General features: G+C 37.1%; 12 protein-coding genes and 1 riboswitch. All 12 genes read right to left on the bottom strand.

Annotated features, from left to right (window positions below; all coding sequences use genetic code 11):
- Position 1: 1 nt before the first annotated feature.
- The 12 genes from guaA to AM499_RS20170 all read right to left on the bottom strand — a co-directional run bounded on the left by guaA (position 2) and on the right by AM499_RS20170 (position 17302).
- Complete coding sequence (gene guaA, locus AM499_RS20225; protein WP_053591883.1) at positions 2-1555, bottom strand: glutamine-hydrolyzing GMP synthase; 1554 nt, start codon at positions 1553-1555, stop codon at positions 2-4.
- Positions 1556-1710: 155 nt separating this feature from the next.
- Positions 1711-1812: riboswitch (purine riboswitch) on the bottom strand.
- Between the two features lie 34 nt (positions 1813-1846).
- Entirely contained in the window at positions 1847-4051 is a 2205-nt protein-coding gene (locus AM499_RS20220; RefSeq protein WP_053591882.1) for a DUF4129 domain-containing transglutaminase family protein, read from the bottom strand.
- Positions 4048-5253, bottom strand: coding sequence for a DUF58 domain-containing protein (locus tag AM499_RS20215; protein ID WP_331457272.1), 1206 nt, complete (start codon positions 5251-5253; stop codon positions 4048-4050). Before AM499_RS20215 ends, AM499_RS20220 begins: the two co-directional genes overlap by 4 nt.
- Positions 5250-6200: an AAA family ATPase gene (locus AM499_RS20210; RefSeq protein ID WP_053591881.1), complete on the bottom strand. Its 951-nt coding sequence runs from the start codon at positions 6198-6200 to the stop codon at positions 5250-5252. The genes AM499_RS20215 and AM499_RS20210 overlap by 4 nt, the downstream gene beginning before the upstream one ends.
- Before the next feature lie 150 nt (positions 6201-6350).
- Positions 6351-7178, bottom strand: coding sequence for an NAD(+) synthase (nadE, locus tag AM499_RS20205; protein ID WP_053591880.1), 828 nt, complete (start codon positions 7176-7178; stop codon positions 6351-6353).
- Between the two features lie 6 nt (positions 7179-7184).
- The gene (locus AM499_RS20200; protein WP_053591879.1) at positions 7185-8663 is read right to left on the bottom strand and encodes a nicotinate phosphoribosyltransferase; all 1479 of its coding nucleotides are present in this window, start codon (positions 8661-8663) and stop codon (positions 7185-7187) included.
- Between the two features lie 556 nt (positions 8664-9219).
- The gene (locus AM499_RS20195) at positions 9220-11454 is read right to left on the bottom strand and encodes an outer membrane protein assembly factor BamB family protein (RefSeq protein WP_082355325.1); all 2235 of its coding nucleotides are present in this window, start codon (positions 11452-11454) and stop codon (positions 9220-9222) included.
- Positions 11455-11593: 139 nt separating this feature from the next.
- Positions 11594-12874 carry an aminotransferase class I/II-fold pyridoxal phosphate-dependent enzyme gene (locus AM499_RS20190; RefSeq protein WP_053591878.1) on the bottom strand — a complete coding sequence of 427 codons (1281 nt, stop codon included), beginning with the start codon at positions 12872-12874 and terminating at the stop codon, positions 11594-11596.
- A 100-nt stretch (positions 12875-12974) separates the two neighbouring features.
- On the bottom strand, positions 12975-13727 hold the full coding sequence (locus AM499_RS20185) for an exodeoxyribonuclease III (RefSeq protein WP_053591877.1): 753 nt from the start codon (positions 13725-13727) through the stop codon (positions 12975-12977).
- 113 nt (positions 13728-13840) lie between these two features.
- A complete protein-coding gene (locus tag AM499_RS20180) occupies positions 13841-14365 on the bottom strand; it encodes a Rossmann-fold NAD(P)-binding domain-containing protein (protein ID WP_053591876.1) in 525 nt (174 codons plus the stop codon).
- Between the two features lie 229 nt (positions 14366-14594).
- Positions 14595-15956: an FAD-containing oxidoreductase gene (locus tag AM499_RS20175; RefSeq protein ID WP_053591875.1), complete on the bottom strand. Its 1362-nt coding sequence runs from the start codon at positions 15954-15956 to the stop codon at positions 14595-14597.
- Between the two features lie 404 nt (positions 15957-16360).
- Positions 16361-17302, bottom strand: a complete 942-nt coding sequence (locus AM499_RS20170; RefSeq protein ID WP_053591874.1) for an ATP-grasp domain-containing protein — start codon at positions 17300-17302, stop codon at positions 16361-16363.
- Between the last annotated feature and the right edge of the window lie 26 nt (positions 17303-17328).

The raw sequence follows: 17328 nt of genomic DNA, 5'->3' as shown, positions 1-17328 counted from the left end.
CCTATTCCCACTCAATCGTTGCTGGTGGCTTGCTCGTAACATCATAAAGTACGCGGTTGATATGTGGTACTTCATTAACCAAACGTACACTTATTTTTTCTAATACGTCCCATGGGATACGTGCCCAGTCAGAAGTCATTCCGTCAATAGAAGTTACTGCACGGATACCGATTGCGTAGTCGTACGTACGTGCATCACCCATTACCCCAACACTGCGGATATCAGGTAGCACGGTAAAGTATTGCCAGATATCACGTTCTAAACCAGCTTTTGCAATTTCCTCACGAAGAATTGCATCTGATTCACGAACGATTTCTAATTTCTCTTCTGTTACTTCTCCAAGTACGCGTATTGCTAAACCTGGACCTGGGAATGGTTGACGCCAAACGATTTCATCTGGTAAACCAAGCTCAGTACCAAGTGCACGTACTTCATCTTTAAATAATGTTTTTAAAGGCTCGATCAGTTTGAACTGCATATCTTCAGGAAGCCCACCTACATTGTGGTGAGACTTGATAGTTTGTGCAGTAGCTGTTCCACTTTCGATAATATCTGTATATAACGTTCCTTGCGCAAGGAAATCCATTCCTTTTAACTTAGAAGCCTCGTCATCAAATACATAGATAAATTCATTACCGATAATTTTACGTTTCTTCTCAGGATCTGAAACGCCAGCAAGCTTGCTCATGAAACGTTCGCGAGCATCAATTTTAATAACATTCATATGGAAGCCTTCAGAGAAGGTTTTCATAACACCCTCTGCTTCATCTTTACGAAGAAGGTTATGATCCACGAACATACAAGTCAATTGATCACCAATAGCTTTATGGATCAAAACAGCAACTACAGAAGAATCTACTCCACCACTAAGGGCACATAGAACTTTTTTGTCGCCTACTTCTTGACGAATTTTTTCGATTTCCATTTCGATAAAGCTTTCCATCGACCAATCACCTGTTGCGTGACAAACATCAAATACGAATTGACGAAGTAATTCAATACCATAAATAGAATGTCTTACTTCAGGGTGGAACTGAACAGCGTATAATTTTTTCTCTTCATTCGCCATTGCAGCTACTTCACACGCTGGGCTAGTTGCTATTACTTCAAAGCCTTCCGGTGCAACAGTTACGTGGTCACCATGGCTCATCCAAACAACTTGGTTTGCAGGAAGTTGTCCAAATAATGCAGTAGCATTTTTCACATTAATCTCTGCTCTACCGTATTCACGATGAGAAGCTTTTTCTACTTTCCCACCGAAATGTTGAGACATTAATTGCATTCCGTAACAAATACCTAAAATTGGAACCCCAATTTCATAGATCGCTGGGTCAATATGAAATGCATTATCATCATAAACAGAATTGGGACCACCAGAGAAAATGATCCCTGTTGCATTCATTTTCTTTAAATCTTCTGCAGTAACTGTGTGTGGGTGCAACTCACTATACACTCCAAATTCACGAATACGACGCGTGATTAATTGATTATATTGACTACCGAAATCTAGCACGACAATTTTTTCTTGTTCTTTCAACAATGGAGTTGAAGACATTGGCATCCACCTCTTCTTTTAAGTATTCCAAAATTGCTCTTCGTTTATTCTACACTGTATTGGATAAGATAAAAAAACGCGTAAGAAAGCACTTCCTCTTTCTACGCGTTTATGTTCTCTACATCAAAAAGGTGAATGCACATGTCTCAAAAAGACATGACTGCATTCACCTTCATAGTCAAGTTATTATCGGTAACTTGGTAGAGACATCCGAACCATATTATCGGACATATACGAGGGCAACTTGGTCAATTTAATTTGACTTCAGTTTACAGGTTGTAGAGCCTAAAATCAACCGCTTAACTGATTGATTAAATTTTCCCAACTTTCTCTCATTAAAGTATAATCGATTTCATTACGATTATCCCCATAAAAACCTCTTTCATACGTTTGGGTTAGCCTCTTCATATGACTACCTCCGAAGTATGTATCGATCTTCTTAGCATAATCGGTCAGCGTTTGCCCTTGGTCTTTATCGAGTCCATAAGAACTGAGTTGTTTCAGTAATTGATGGTACATTTTTTCGAATGTATCCCAATCATTCTTTCGTATACGATAAACAGGTATGAGCACTTTGGAAATCCATTTTCTTCTGTACTGATATGCTAGTAAACTCAAAATTAATAACCCTAGCAATGACCAGAAAATAAGCGCCTTTCTTTCAGAAATCCATTTCATTCCATCTTGCATCAATTCCGTAAAGCCTTTGGAAACTTCTTTCTTTTCCTTTTCATTCTCTTCCTGTTCGGGCTTTTGTTCTGAAGGAGGAACTGGTGTGTCTTCTTCACTAGTACTAATATCCAAATCATAATCTATATCAGGACTATTCGAAAAGCCGATAGTCGGTTCAAAAAGCATCCAACCTACCTCTGGAAAATACGCTTCAACCCAGGAATGTGCATTGTTATTTGTTATTTCATACACTGGTACACCATTATTATTACCAATAATTTCACCAGCAGTAAAACCTTTAACCCATCTTGCAGGTATACCAAGTGACCTTAACATTACGACCATCGATGTAGAAAAATTATCACAATACCCTATCTTTGTTTCAAATAAAAACTGATCTACATAATCTGTATCTCCCGTAGGAATTGCTGCTAGCATCTGATCGTATCGAAAATCATTTCTACTAAAATATCGTTCAATGGATTTAGCTTTGTCGTATAAGCTGTTATTGTTTTCTGTTATAGAAACAGCCAAATCTCTAACTCTAGAAGGAAGCGTATCTGGTAGTTGCAAATATCGTTCAAAATCACTTGTTAAGCCATTTAAGCTTTCCTCCGTCTGTCCTCGAAGAGCCTTCAAGCTATAAACAGGTTCACTATATGAAAGGTCATAACGAACAAGAGGAGCTAAATTTCCGTTGCTATAGCTTGTTATTTTTTGGTTGGCTCCATCGAGAGAAAGCGTGACGGGTTCATCTGCGTTTACATTCGTTAATCCATAGGGTTGCATGATAAATTCAAAATTAAATGTCGGGTTCATTTCAAGTCTAGCGGATGAGTTGTTTTCCTCGACTCCAGGTGGAATATCCAAAATGACTGGTGTACCTACCTCATAACTAGTAATCTGAGGTTCGCCCTCTGATTGTATCCAACCTTTAGAAGTATACGTATCCTTCGTTTCAATTTTCCAATACTGTTTTCTTGGAACAGTAGCACTAAACACTGGAGTATCATCACTTAGAAAAGCTCCGCCTAACTTTTCATCGTTTTCACCATAACCTACTTTTCGGGTAACACTCCCCCCTTTTCCACTCCCCTCTCCTTCTGCCAAAGGATTAGATGAAGTTAAAAATGGTACTGGGTCTGGCCAACTTGGTCCAGCTTTTGGCAAAACATATGCAATGACTCCACTAATTGCCATTAATCCAAAAAGAGAAACTATTATGGAAAAGAGAAATTTACTTGAGGCTTGTACTTTATTTTCAGTCATCACTTTTTGAGCATATAACAAGCCACTAATAATGAATCCACTTATTAATACAACAATAATACCTTTTTCACCGTTATATGGTGTAAACGTATCAAGAATAGTAATAAATAATACCGTTAATACAAAAAATAACAGTATATTTTTCCTTACACGAATCCAATAATTCAATAAATAGGTTGTCATCCACAAAAGGATAAAAAATAATAACGTACGGAAAGAGTCCGTCACTTCCTGCCATTGCTGAAAGATTAAGAACTTCACATTTTCCTGTAAAGTATTAACTAAGTAAGACATCGAATCGCTAGAGAAAAAGGATAGGTCCGTATGAATAGCAACAAGCACCCAACTAATAAATAGTATTTTAATCGGAATGGTAAATTTCCAATTTAATTTCACGAAGTAAAATAAAAAAGATATAGCTAAAAATACACTAAACAATTTCAAATGATCCGTATCAGTTAACTCTATTACTGGTTTCAGCCATTCAACTAGTAGTATGAATACAAAAAAGTAAATAACAAAGGATAAAAATGAAGTTTGTGGTCTTTCATTCATGAACGATTCACCTCCAAAAACGCTTGTGCAAATCGATCCTTTGTAATAACTTGAACGGCAATTCCCCTGCTAGCAGCGTATTGATGCAATGAACTCTCTTCTCGTTTTAACTTAAGCTCTTTATCTTTTACTAGAAAGCAAGTACAAACGCGTAAATTACTTGCTGTTTTTTGAATACTATCTATCCATTCATATGTCAGATTGCTCGTTATATATAAAAGAGAAGTTGCTTGTCCAATTGATAAATCATTTAAGATCATTTGCTCTATTGGCTTCTTCAAGTCAGCTTGAACCTTCGTCAGATGATACAGCACCCTATGAAGCTGCTCCTCACCTTGAACGGTAGGAACATAAAATCGAGAGTCCCCAATTGAAAGGAACGCACTAGATGCCTGACTTCGAACAATCGCTTGCATGATAGATGCTGTCAAATCTACAATATCTTCAAATAATACAGAGGGGCTTCGATCCATTAGTACAAACAAATCCTGCGATTGCCGATCCTCAAATTCTTTCGTCTTTAAAGTTTGTGTTCGAGCAAACGATTTCCAATGAATCCATGAAACACGATCTCCAGGCTGATACGACCGCACCCCAGTAGCCATAGAAGTATCTTTCATTGTTTGAATTCTCGACGCTGCCGCTCCTTGATCATATCTCGATTCTATAGGAATATACACCATATCCGTTAAGTTAGGAAAAACTAAAATTGTTTTCTTATTAGGAATAAAAACCTCTTTCTTTTCCCAACCAAATAAATCACTTACCCGAATGATTACTCCTTCAAGTTCATGCTCGCCTCTCGGTATTTGTTCTATTTCATACGTCCACTTATATTCTTTTTTCATTCCCCAAAATGTGATTTGCTTCCAAGATGTTGACTGTTGCAAACTGTCACTAACCTTTTCCTCAAACGATGTGTACATTAGTGGAAAACGATTGCTTCTTTTAACCAGAATCGTGGCAGAGAACTTCCCACCACTATATATCTCTCTTGTTTCAATCTTTCTTTCTACTTTTATTTTAGAAATTGGATAAATAAATAAAAGCAAAGAGTAGATAGATAGAGGTATGACTAGATAAAAAAGGAACCAACTAACAAATCCTCCTTGGAACATAGCGTAAACAAAACTAGCAACTAGAAGGATGAATATACTAATAACACCTTTTAGCTTCTTTAGTTGCCTTAAGCCTCTCATCATTGACTTACTTTCCTCTTAATAGGTACTGGAGTTTTTTTAATAATACGAGAAAGTACCTCTTCTGTAGAAATACCATCATAACGAGCTTCAGGTCTTAATATGATACGGTGACAAAATACAAAGGGAGCTAAATATTGTATATCATCTGGAATAACGTAATCTCTCCCTTTAAGCATCGCAAAAGCTTGAGATGCTCTCATTAAAGCAATAGAACCCCTTGGACTGACACCAAGATAAATATATGTATCCTCTCTCGTTCGACTAGCCAAATCAACAATGTACCCCTTCATCGTGTCATCCACTTTGACGTTTTTCACCTTCTTTTGAAGACCAATCAATTCATCCAAAGATACAACAGAATTTAGCTCATCAATGGGCATTCTTTTCTCTAATCTATTTAATACTTCTATTTCTTCACTTGGATGTGGATAGCCCATCTTCAACTTCATAAGAAAGCGATCTAACTGTGCTTCTGGAAGTGGATAAGTACCTTCATGCTCAATTGGATTTTGCGTTGCCATTACGAAAAATGGTTTCGGTATCGGCATTGTAATTCCATCAATCGTAACAGAAGCTTCCTCCATTCCTTCAAGAAGTGCAGACTGAGTTTTTGGGGAAGTTCTATTTATTTCATCTGCCAACACGATATTCCCTAATATTGGACCTGGTCTAAATTCGAATTCCATTTCCTTTGGATTATATATAGACACTCCAACAACATCTGAGGGCAAGAGATCCGGTGTAAATTGGATTCGTTTAAAATCAGCACCAATTGATTTTGCAAGTGCTCGCACCATCATCGTTTTCCCTACCCCAGGCACATCTTCCAGTAAGACATGTCCATCTGCCAGTAAAGCAACTACAGCTAATTCTGCAATATTCTTTTTCCCAATCATAACCTTTTCTATATTTATAATAATATCTTGAATCTGCAATTGATCATTCATCTGATTTCCCCCAGAGTCTTCTATTGATAGATTAGTTCGAAAATTAATAAAATATATAATTAGCATACCTAAAATTACAAAATAATACAAATAGAAACGGAAAATACAAAAAGCCGAACTGTCTCCTCAGAGTAGCTCGGCTTCTTGTAATTATTTCCAGAAATCATCAAAAACAGTAATTGGCATATATCGTTTATGCATAGAACGCTTATAATAACCTTCAATAACATCTGATGCTTCTTTTGATACTTCTTTACCCTCTAAATAATCATCGATTTCTTCATAAGAAACTCCTAAAGCGACTTCATCAGGAATAGCGGGTCTATTTTCTTCTAAGTCAGCTGTCGGCACTTTTAAATATAAATGTTCAGGACAGCCTAATTGTTTCAGCAGTTGTCTTCCTTGTCTTTTATTCAAACGGAAAATAGGTGTTAAATCTACCCCACCGTCACCATATTTTGTATAAAAACCAGTGACCGCCTCTGCTGCATGGTCTGTACCTAACACAATACCACTGTACATTGCAGCAATTGAATATTGTGCTTTCATTCGTTCTCTTGCTTTTTCATTCCCCTTCGCGAAATCTGAAAGGGTTACTCCCGCTTCTGCAAGCGCACGTGCACTTGCTTCTACGGCGTCTTTAATATTTATTGTGATGCGCTTAGATGGTTGAATAAAGTCTAGTGCATCTTGACGCTCTGCTTCATCAAACTGCACACCAAATGGCAAACTAACAGCGATAAAAGAATATTTAACTTCTCCCGCTTCTTCGTTCAACTCATTGACCGCAAGCTGTGCAAGCTTTCCGACTAGTGTAGAATCTTGTCCTCCTGAAATACCTAATACCATACTTTTTAAAAACGGATGCTTCTTTAAATAATCTTTCATAAAATCAATACTTGTTCGAATTTCCTCTTCTACATTAATGCTCGTCTTAACCTTTAAAGCTTCAATAATCTCATGTTGCATTGTAGTCATTTTAAATCAACCTCCATTTTGCAAAATAAAATTATGTTCCATTTCTTTAACTTCTTGAATATTACGCATTTTATTATCCCAGCACTTCTGACTTAAATCCACTGGGTATTCCTCAGGGTTTAGAGAACGTTTATACTCATCCCATAGCAAATCCAAATTCTCATGTGCGTATTTGCGCACATCATTCAACTCAGGAATGTCATAAATTACTTGGCCATTTTCAATTACTTTTACATGTAAATCCTTTGCTTCAAAGTTTGTTACAAACTTTGATACAAATGTGTGAACCGGGTGGAACATCTTTAAACGTTTCTCATGTGTCGGGTCCTCATCATGCATTGCAATATAATCGCCTTCTGCTTTACCATTTTCTTTATCAATAATTCGATATAGCTTCTTTTGACCTGGAGTTGTTACTTTTTCTGTAGTAGAGGAAATTTTTATCGTATCTTGCATGACTCCATCTTCATCTTCAATAGATACGATTTTATAAACAGCTCCTAACGCAGGCTGATCATATGCTGTGATTAGTTTCGTCCCAATACCCCAGCTATCCACTTTTGCGCCTTGTGCTTTTAAATTTAAAATTGTATATTCATCTAAATCATTAGATACAATAATTTTAGTATCTGTAAATCCAGCTTGATCGAGCATTTTCCTAGCTTCTTTTGAAAGGAAGGAGATATCCCCAGAATCTAGACGAATCCCGATAAAATTAATTTTATCCCCAAGCTCTTTTGCTACTTTTATGGCAGTAGGAACACCGGTTTTCAGTGTATTATAAGTGTCCACTAAGAAAACACAATCTTTATGGCGTTTTGCATATGAATGAAAAGCTTCATATTCACTTTTATAAGCTTGCACGAGAGAATGAGCGTGTGTGCCAGAGACAGGAATACCGAACATTTTTCCCGCACGAACATTACTGGTCGACTCAATTCCGCCTATATAAGCAGCACGAGTTCCCCAAATTGCAGCATCCATTTCTTGTGCTCTTCTAGAACCAAATTCCATTGCGAGTTCATCTTTTACCACTTGTTTGATTCGTGATCCTTTTGTTGCAATTAACGTTTGGTAATTAACAATATTCAACAGGGCAGTTTCCACTAGCTGTGCCTCTGCTAAAGAAGATTCTATGCGCATAATTGGCTCATTCGGAAAAACAAGTTCTCCTTCTACCATTGAATATACATCTCCCGTAAATCGAAGCGTACGTAAATATTCGATAAAATCATCTCTATATCCAAGTTCATCTTTTAAATAAGCTAAATCACTTTCGGTAAAATGAAAGTCACGCAAATAATCAAGACATCTCTCTAATCCAGCAAAAATTGCATACCCATTACCAAATGGTAGCTTCCGAAAGAATAGTTCAAACACGGCTTTCCTTTCATGCATATTATCTGCCCAATAAGATTCGGCCATATTAATTTGATATAAATCAGTATGTAATGCTAAACCGTCGTCTGGATAATTTTTATTCATGAATATCCCCTTCTCCATAACATATGAACTCAGTATACACTATTTACCCTTATTCTTGGATATTTAAGCATTATAAAACCAGTCATCATTTGATGACTCAGGCTGTAGACAAACTCGAGTTTATTTATATAGAATAGATCAGGTTTTCCGAAGCTTACCGCTCTCTTTCCGCGGGCGAGCGACGAGCCTCCTCAGGCCAACACGATGTTGGTCATGAAGGCGTTGCCTCAGGAAGAGGCGGCCTTAGCCTTCCTTCCTCCCTAGCGCTTCATGTGGGGTCTCGTCTGTCTCGCTTTTCCCGCAGAAGTCGAGCGGACGCTCCTCCAAACCAATAAAATGCTACCTTATTATCTCTATATACTCAGGAAGAATAATCTTGAGGTAATAGAAAATGATGAAACAAAATCAACATAATGAACGAGAACCACTTAGCTAACTGCGTTTTATCTTCAATCTAAGTTATACTTTATGACTGATTTTAAGTAAGTCGAAGAGAAGTTAAAGTAAATAAAAAAGTTCAGGAGAGAAAACTCCTGAACAATTTTATCATTTTACATCAGTTGCCCTGCGGAGAAATTACAGATACCACATAATCTGCAACTGCTTCCATCTCTTCCGCAGTCAATGTATCCTTGAATGATGGCATGGATACTCCACCATTCGTTAGTCGTTCTATGACTTGCTCTTTACTTTCTGCAACTTTACTATTTTGTAGGTTAGGACCATTGTGGCCATTTGCCCCTTGGTTACCATGACACGCTAAACAGTTGGCATCATAAACAGATATTCCTTTATCAGGATTTGCACTCACTGTTTCACCTTCCGTTGTATCAACTTTTGCCGAATCAGAAATTTTAACGGATGCATCAATTACTTGCCCTTCAGGTAAAGTTCCACCTAATTTAAATGTATAGATTTTATCCCCATGTTTTGAACCTGCAAGGGCGTTTCCTGCGGCATAAATGGTGATATATTGCTCCCCATCAATTTCATACGTAATAGACGGCGCATTTGCACCTGCATCCATCATATATTCCCACACTTGTTCGCCAGTTTTAGCGTCAAAAGCGATTAAACGACCATCATTATGACCTACAAACACAAGATTTCCAGCAGTTGTTAACACACCGCTATAGGCTAGAGCATCCCATTTTTGTTGCCATGCTATTTTATTTGTTTTTACGTCGATTGCAGTAACTGTCCCTCTTGTCGGTGCATTTTGAACAGGTCCAAAAACGCTACCAAAATACGCGTCACCTTCCTTAAACTCACTTAATTCACTTCTTTCGAATGACATGTAGTGGTCATTACCTAATACATAAAAATACTCGGTATCAGGATTGTAGGCGGATGGTGGCCAGTTCGCTCCACCAAATGGTCCAGGTTTAAGTGTAATTGGCACATCCCAAAACGGAGTGAAGATACTTCCAATTTGACCTGTAAATGCTGGGTCTAAATCGTTTTTTACATCTTCTTCCGTTACACCTTGTGGGACAAATGCATCTCCGACTGGAAACGGTTGAGTGGCAGCTGTTTTTTGACGTTCATCTTGTGGAACTGGTTTTTCTTCAATCCCTACTAAAGGTGTTCCATCTTGACGGTCTAATAAATATACCCAACCAGTTTTACCCGCTTGCCCAAGACCTTTACGCATTTCTCCATTCATTTCTACATCAAATAAAATAACTGGGTTAGTAGGATCCATATCCCAAATATCATGATGTACTTCTTGGAAATGCCATATATAATCTCCATTTTCTGCGTTCACTGCTACGATAGAATTTGCGTATAAGTTATCCCCTTCACGGCTACTACCATCTAAGTCAGGCCCTGTATTTCCAGTTGCAAAATAAATATAACCAAGCTCCGGATCTACTGCTGGTGTATTCCATACTGGTCCTCCTCCAGTTAGCCAAGCATCATTATCAGAAGGCCACGTATCCCCATCAATATCCCCTGGACCTGGAATTGTATAGAAACGCCATACTTCAAAACCTAAATCAGCATCATATGCCATCACACGACCACGTATACCATATTCTCCGCCAGATACACCTGTATAAACTTTACCGTTATAGTAAAGCGGTGCACTCGTCACTGTGTATCCTTCTTCCCACTCCGCTACTTTTGTTTCCCATAGTAATTCACCTGTTTTTTGGTCAAGAGCGATAAGGCGTGCATCTAATAATCCTACATATACTTTTCCATCTCCTACTGCAACTCCACGTGTTGTCCATCCACAACAAACTGTATCCATCTCTTGTGGAATATCAGGCTTGTAAACCCAAACTTGTTCTCCCGTTTTTGCGTCTATAGCGAAAACGTCGTTTGCCCCAGTTGCTATATACATCACACCATCCACAACTAATGGAGTCGCTTCACCTGAATATTTCCCTCCAGCACCAGATCCACCTAAACTACTTACCCAAGTTGGTTTTAAATCACCAATATTTTCAGTAGTTATCTGATTTAATGTGGAATAGCGTCTATTGAAGTAGTCGCCACCATGTGTCGTCCATTCTGTGGAAGCATAATCCACTTTTATATTTGGATTAGATGGACTTGGTGCAACTTTGGTTTCTTTCTCTGGTTCTTCTTTCTCTGGTTCTTCTTTCTCTGGTTCATCTTTCTCTGGTTCATCTTTTACTGTTATGCCGGCATACGGAACTTCTTCGTTCTCTTTATCCAAGTTCTCATAAGCTGCTACTAGATATATCATTAATAAAACTACAAAACCAATTAATGAACCTATAAAGATTTTTGCCCATACTGATAACCCTCTGCTTCGCATCTCTTTCCCCCTTATTCTATTAAAATCCTCTTCAATATTTTATGTTTCAAGTTCAAGGTAAATGTTATCGCTTTCATACTACAAATAAAAAAACTGCCCATGAGATTGAACTCATGAGCAGTTATATATATGTCGTTTCTTATTTAGTTAGGTCTTCGCAGCCCGCATAGATTAAATCAAATAATTCTTCGATATCTGATTCCTCTACACATGAAAATGCGACACGAATATCGGTTTTATTACTTGCAATGACACCTACTCCATACTGTTCCAACAAATGAAGTCTTAACGTTTCAGCATCAAGATTGTTTAATTTCAAGCACATGAAGTAGCCAGAGTTAAATGGATAGTACGTCCAATAAGGTGCAAACTTTTCGTTCGCAAGTACTTGTTTTGTTTTAACCGCTCTTCCTTGCATGATTTGGAACTTCTCTTCTTTTTCTTTTAAAAATTCTTCTGATTGAAGTGATTCCAAAAGAATCGTTTGAGAAATATGAGAACCACTTGAAACCGTACCTCGAATGATTCCTTTTGTTTTTTGTTCTAGCGCATCCAATACTTCTGGAGTAGCAGCATACGTAATAAATCCTACACGGAATCCCCAAACATAATTTTCTTTTGTTGCACCATCAATTTTTACTGGTAAAATATTCGAATGAATTCCAGCTAATAAACCAAATAGTGATTCTTTAATCGAATCTTCATAGAACAATCCAAAATATGCATCATCTAATAGAACGACTAATTTTGTCCCTGTTTCAGCAACATCTTTTAATACTTGAACAATTGCTTTTGCATCCTCAATGGAAGGTGTATAGCCAGTTGGATTATTTGGAAAGTTCAATAGCACAATTGCTTTTTCCTTTTGTTTAGCAACCGTCTCACGGAAAGCTTCCACATGGAACCCACCATTCTCATTGAACAATGGAAATGTTTCTACGTTGCCACCTCTTCTAATTTGAAAAACGGTATTATAGTTTCCCCAATACTGTTCTGGTGTAACAAGTACGTCACCAGCATCCATAAACAAATCAGCTGTAATACTTAGACCATGAGTAAGAGCACTCGTCACAATCGGTGTACCAATAGATTTGTCTTTCATAGATGGATTGTCTACTAGTAGCTTTTCTTTCCAAAGTGAACGAAGTGCCTCTTTACCTTGTGGTGGTGCATAAGGATATATATCTTTAGGGTTATAATCTAGCTTCCCTTGTATATGACGAAAATGCATTGGTTCTCCATTTTCCGTAGCTATCCCGATTGTTGCATTAAAGCGATGCGCTTTTTTTCCAGCTTCCGCACTTTGACTTAAAATACCTTTTGGGTAATATAAGTTCTTCCCTAAGTCAGATAACATTTCATAAATTGCAGGATTTTCTTTTTGCATTTTCTCGTTTAATTGTACGGCTAAAGCATTCATCTATAGGAACCTCCAGAATATTTTATTTAAAAATATTGTACTCTATTTAGCTAAAGTATTATACCCTTTCTCGTAATATATTGAATATTTCTCATCTAAGCTAGTCAATTTCTAAAAGAACAGGACAGTGATCACTGCCAAGTATGTGTGCATCGATGGATGCACTCTTTAATCTTAGCTCCAATCTTTTAGAAGCAATAAAATAATCAATCCTCCAGCCAATATTACGCTCTCTTACTTTATTCATGTATGACCACCACGAATAAGCACCTTCTTGATTCGGATAAAAATAACGGAAAGTATCTAAGAAGCCCTCGGCAAGTAAATCCGTCATTTTACCACGTTCTTCTAAAGTGAAACCTGAATTTCCTCTATTAGATTTAGCATTTTTTAAATCTATATCCTCATGCGCTACATTTAAATCCCCGCACATGATGACAGGTTTTAGCGAATCCAGTTGTATCAAATAGGCTCGCATTTCGTCTTCCCACTCTAAACGATAAGCCAGTCTCGTTAAATCGCGCTTCGCATTTGGAGTATAGACATTTATTAAGAAGAAGTCCTCAAACTCTAGTGTAATAATTCTACCTTCATCCTCCGACTCAAAATCCCCCACTCCATATCTTACGGAAAGTGGTTTAATTTTGGTAAATACCGCTGTTCCCGAGTAACCTTTTTTCATTGCATAATTCCAATACTGTTCGTATCCATCTAACTGCAAATCAATTTGTCCTAACTGCAGCTTCGTCTCCTGTATACAAAAAATATCCGCATTCACTTCATAAAAATAATCTAAAAATCCTTTTTGCACACATGCTCTTATTCCATTCACATTCCAAGAAACTAATTTCATTCCTATTTCCTCCAAAAATAAAAACCCGATCCATTGACCAGGTCACTCTGTCTATAATAAACCATTTTCAATTATACTGTTACCTTAGTAAGTATGTAAAATTGTCGACCCTATTAAGTCGACAGCTCCCCAATTAAATTATAGGAACGTCCTGATTGAATCGACTGGATAACTCCATTCGCTATTTCAGTATTCGTTAACCATCTTTTCCTATTATTTTCTCTTTGAAATCCTAATTGAATAAGATGATAACCAATCTTTGTGGATGGTTGATATTGCGTTCGAAATTGTTGTGCATCGCGTTGACTTCCTATTATGTGCCAAATGCTACTTTGGTCATCTAACAATCTATATATAGTTTCAAGTGAAGCTAATCCATCTTCATGCAGCCAAATTACTAACTCTGTATATCGGCCGTATTTGTGGATGTTATTTTTCAATAATTTTTGCAATGTATTGGAATCACAGTAATCTACTAAAATTTCTTTAATATTATCTGGCTTTGAACAAGAAAATTTCATTCGATTTAGTTTTTCTTCATTTCTCGCAACCACGGAAACAATACAGTCGTTTTCCGCATACCACTTTGTAACTTCCGCCAGCATTCCTGTACCACCAATTATGCAAATATGCCTCATCCTCGTTTTCTCCTTGTCAATTTATTATTAAAGGGTGAACCATCATAAAGTGGTTCACCCTTTTTTACTTTTTCGACATTCTTAATAAAACAAAAATTGCAATTGCTAGTACAAACAATCCTAATAAGATAACTAATGAAATAGCACCAAAAGCAAGTAAACCCATCTCAAAACACTCCCTTTATACTTCTATTTTATAGAAGTTAGATAGGGAGTCAATGCATACTCATTATTCCACTTTCGAAAACAAATCATTAAGCGATTCACTCATAGTTGGGTGTGTAAAAACCGTTTCTCGTAAAAAAGTGTAAGGAAGCTTTGCATCCATTGCTACTTTTACAATATTAATCATTTCACTGGACTCTTCACAAAATAATGTACATCCTAAAATCTCGTTTGTTTCGGGATCGATAAGCGCCTTTAACAATCCATTTGTCTGTTCAACAATACGAGCCCTTGGTATTCCTGCTGCGGGCATACTCACAACTTTATAGTCTATCCCCTTTTCCTTTGCCATGTTTTCATTAAGACCTACATGAGATAATACAGGTTCAATGAAAACAGAATAAGGGATGTTATTTCGTTCTTTTTTCGTGTAGGACCCGTCACCAAATAACTCGTTTTTTACAATTCGAAAATCGTCTAACGAAATATATGTAAATTGTGGTCCTCCATTTACATCGCCTAAAGCCCAACTATTATTTGCGGTAGTTTTAAGCGAATCATCCACGACGATTGCTCCACGATCGTTCACTTTAATTGTAGTATTCTCAAGCCCTAATGTTTCTGTATTCGGCTTTCTTCCTGTCGCAAGTAAAATTGCATTTCCAAACACTGAATTGCTTTTGTTACTTTCTTTGTAAGTAACAATTACTCCATCATCCTGATTTTCTACAGATTCTACATTGCTATTAGAGATAAATTTAATATTTTTTTCCTGCATTACTTTCAATGCTTCCTGTGCTATGTCACGGTCTTCCTTCGGTAGAAAATCCTTATTCCCATCGATAACCGTTACCTCAGAACCGAAGTTTGCATACATGACAGCAAATTCTAATCCAATATAGCCCCCTCCAATAATAATTAGTTTTTCTGGAAGCTCCTCACGCTCTTGAAGGGTTGTGGAATCATATATAAAATTTGCATTTTCTAGTCCATCTATTTTTGGGATAATTGGTGTGGCACCAGTATTAATAAAGAACTGCTCAGCTGTTATTTCAAGTTGTTCCTCCGAAGTCTTCACTTGAATTTTTTCATCGTTTAAGAAAATCGCTTCACCTGTTATCACTGTAATATTTTCTTGATCATCTAATAGTTGAAAATTTTTATTTCGTAATAAAGAAGTTAACTCATCTTTTTTAGCAATAGCATTTTTGTAAAACTGTTCTTTCGGTGTTTCAGAATTTTTTCTTTTGTCCGCTGAATGAACGAGTGATTTAGTTGGGATACAAGCAATGTTAATGCATGTGCCTCCATACATTTTAGAAGACTTTTCAATTACCGCAACCTTCTTCCCATGCTTTGCAAGCTCAGAAGCAAGTGTTTTTCCACCTTTACCAAATCCAATTATAACTGCATCATAATTTTTCATGTTAAAACCTCCTACCTTATCTGTTTCCTCTTTAGAAGTCCTTTAAACGAAAAAGCTCATTACAGTAGGCGATTCTTGAGATACTCCCGGGTTTCCTGAGATACTCCACGATTTTCTGAGATACTCTGAGATTTTCTGAGATACTTCGAGATTTTCTGAGATACTCCGAGATTTTCTGACATACTCCGAGATTTTCTGAGATTCTCTGAGGTTTCCTGAGATACTCTGAGATTTTCTGAGATACTCTTGAGATTTTCTGAGATACACCCGAGATTTTCTGAGACACTCCTGAGATTCTCCGAGATTTTCTGAGATACTCCCGAGATTTCCTGAGATACTTCGTGTTATATAAGATCAATTAAAAAAGACTACTTCCAATTTACGAAAGTAGTCCGTATATAACATTAAGCATTAACTTTTGTATTTTCTAACGCTTTCCCTAAAAACTTAGCAAGTTCCAACATTCCATATTTCTGTTTCTTCGCTTCTGCGTCTGCATTGTAATTAGTATTGGTGTTCACATCGTACGTATAAACCTCGCCATTTGCATCTTGTATAAATTCTATTCCTGCCACATCAATTTTATTTACTTGGAGAAATGATTCATATCGCTCAATCCAAGAAGCACCTATATCCTCTTTAATCTCAAACTTCATTGCTGGTTCTTCTCCAACAGGACAGAATGCATCTCCAATTTGGCAAGAATCTGCGGGACATAGTTCAAATCCTTCCGAGGTATCTACTCTCACAGCATATACATATTTTCCGCCAACAAACTCTGCTCTTGTAATATAGGATTCTGGTGATTGGATATACTCTTGAATTAGCGTGATTCCATCCACTGGTTCTTCAAACAACGGACCATTCACATACGCTTCTAAAGCTTCAATCGTTTGAAATAGTTGAACACCTAGTCCTTTACCAGCACGATTATGCTTTGTGATAAATGGCATTTTCCCAAGTTTTTGTGCAGCTAAAATAATTTGTTCTGCTCCTACTGCAGCAATCGTTTTAGGTGTTTTAATGCCACTTGCTTCAAGAGCAGTGTACTGATTGATTTTACTCAACTCTAAGTTTAATGCCTTTGTTCCATTAAATACAGGTCGTCCATGGTACTCTAGCCAAGCAAGCACTCCCCCTGCCAACTCAGGTGCATACCGATGTCCTCTTGTATGAGAAGAAGCACTCATTCTATTGTAAAATACACCTTGTGGAGGTTCCGAAGTTAAATCTACAATTCCTTTATCTAGATGCCAAGATTCATAAGGAAGATTCAATTCTTCTAATCGTTTCGTTAAATGAACAGTCCACTCATCATTTTCATGGATAATATATATTTTTGACATAGTATTAGCTCCTCCTTATTTAGTAT

It is taken from the genome of Bacillus sp. FJAT-22090 (assembly GCF_001278755.1).
Lineage (GTDB): Bacteria > Bacillota > Bacilli > Bacillales_A > Planococcaceae > Psychrobacillus.
The sequence above is the reverse complement of the archived record's forward strand: the minus strand, read 5'-3'. Positions and strand labels throughout refer to the sequence as shown.

Excerpts from the sequence above, each read along its gene's own strand:
- guaA (WP_053591883.1), bottom strand. The coding sequence starts at position 1,555 with ATGTCTTCAACTCCATTGTTGAAAGAACAAGAAAAAATTGTCGTGCTA.
- AM499_RS20220 (WP_053591882.1), bottom strand. The coding sequence starts at position 4,051 with ATGAATGAAAGACCACAAACTTCATTTTTATCCTTTGTTATTTACTTT.
- AM499_RS20215 (WP_331457272.1), bottom strand. The coding sequence starts at position 5,253 with ATGATGAGAGGCTTAAGGCAACTAAAGAAGCTAAAAGGTGTTATTAGT.
- AM499_RS20210 (WP_053591881.1), bottom strand. The coding sequence starts at position 6,200 with ATGAATGATCAATTGCAGATTCAAGATATTATTATAAATATAGAAAAG.
- nadE (WP_053591880.1), bottom strand. The coding sequence starts at position 7,178 with ATGACTACAATGCAACATGAGATTATTGAAGCTTTAAAGGTTAAGACG.
- AM499_RS20200 (WP_053591879.1), bottom strand. The coding sequence starts at position 8,663 with ATGAATAAAAATTATCCAGACGACGGTTTAGCATTACATACTGATTTA.
- AM499_RS20195 (WP_082355325.1), bottom strand. The coding sequence starts at position 11,454 with ATGCGAAGCAGAGGGTTATCAGTATGGGCAAAAATCTTTATAGGTTCA.
- AM499_RS20190 (WP_053591878.1), bottom strand. The coding sequence starts at position 12,874 with ATGAATGCTTTAGCCGTACAATTAAACGAGAAAATGCAAAAAGAAAAT.
- AM499_RS20185 (WP_053591877.1), bottom strand. The coding sequence starts at position 13,727 with ATGAAATTAGTTTCTTGGAATGTGAATGGAATAAGAGCATGTGTGCAA.
- AM499_RS20180 (WP_053591876.1), bottom strand. The coding sequence starts at position 14,365 with ATGAGGCATATTTGCATAATTGGTGGTACAGGAATGCTGGCGGAAGTT.
- AM499_RS20175 (WP_053591875.1), bottom strand. The coding sequence starts at position 15,956 with ATGAAAAATTATGATGCAGTTATAATTGGATTTGGTAAAGGTGGAAAA.
- AM499_RS20170 (WP_053591874.1), bottom strand. The coding sequence starts at position 17,302 with ATGTCAAAAATATATATTATCCATGAAAATGATGAGTGGACTGTTCAT.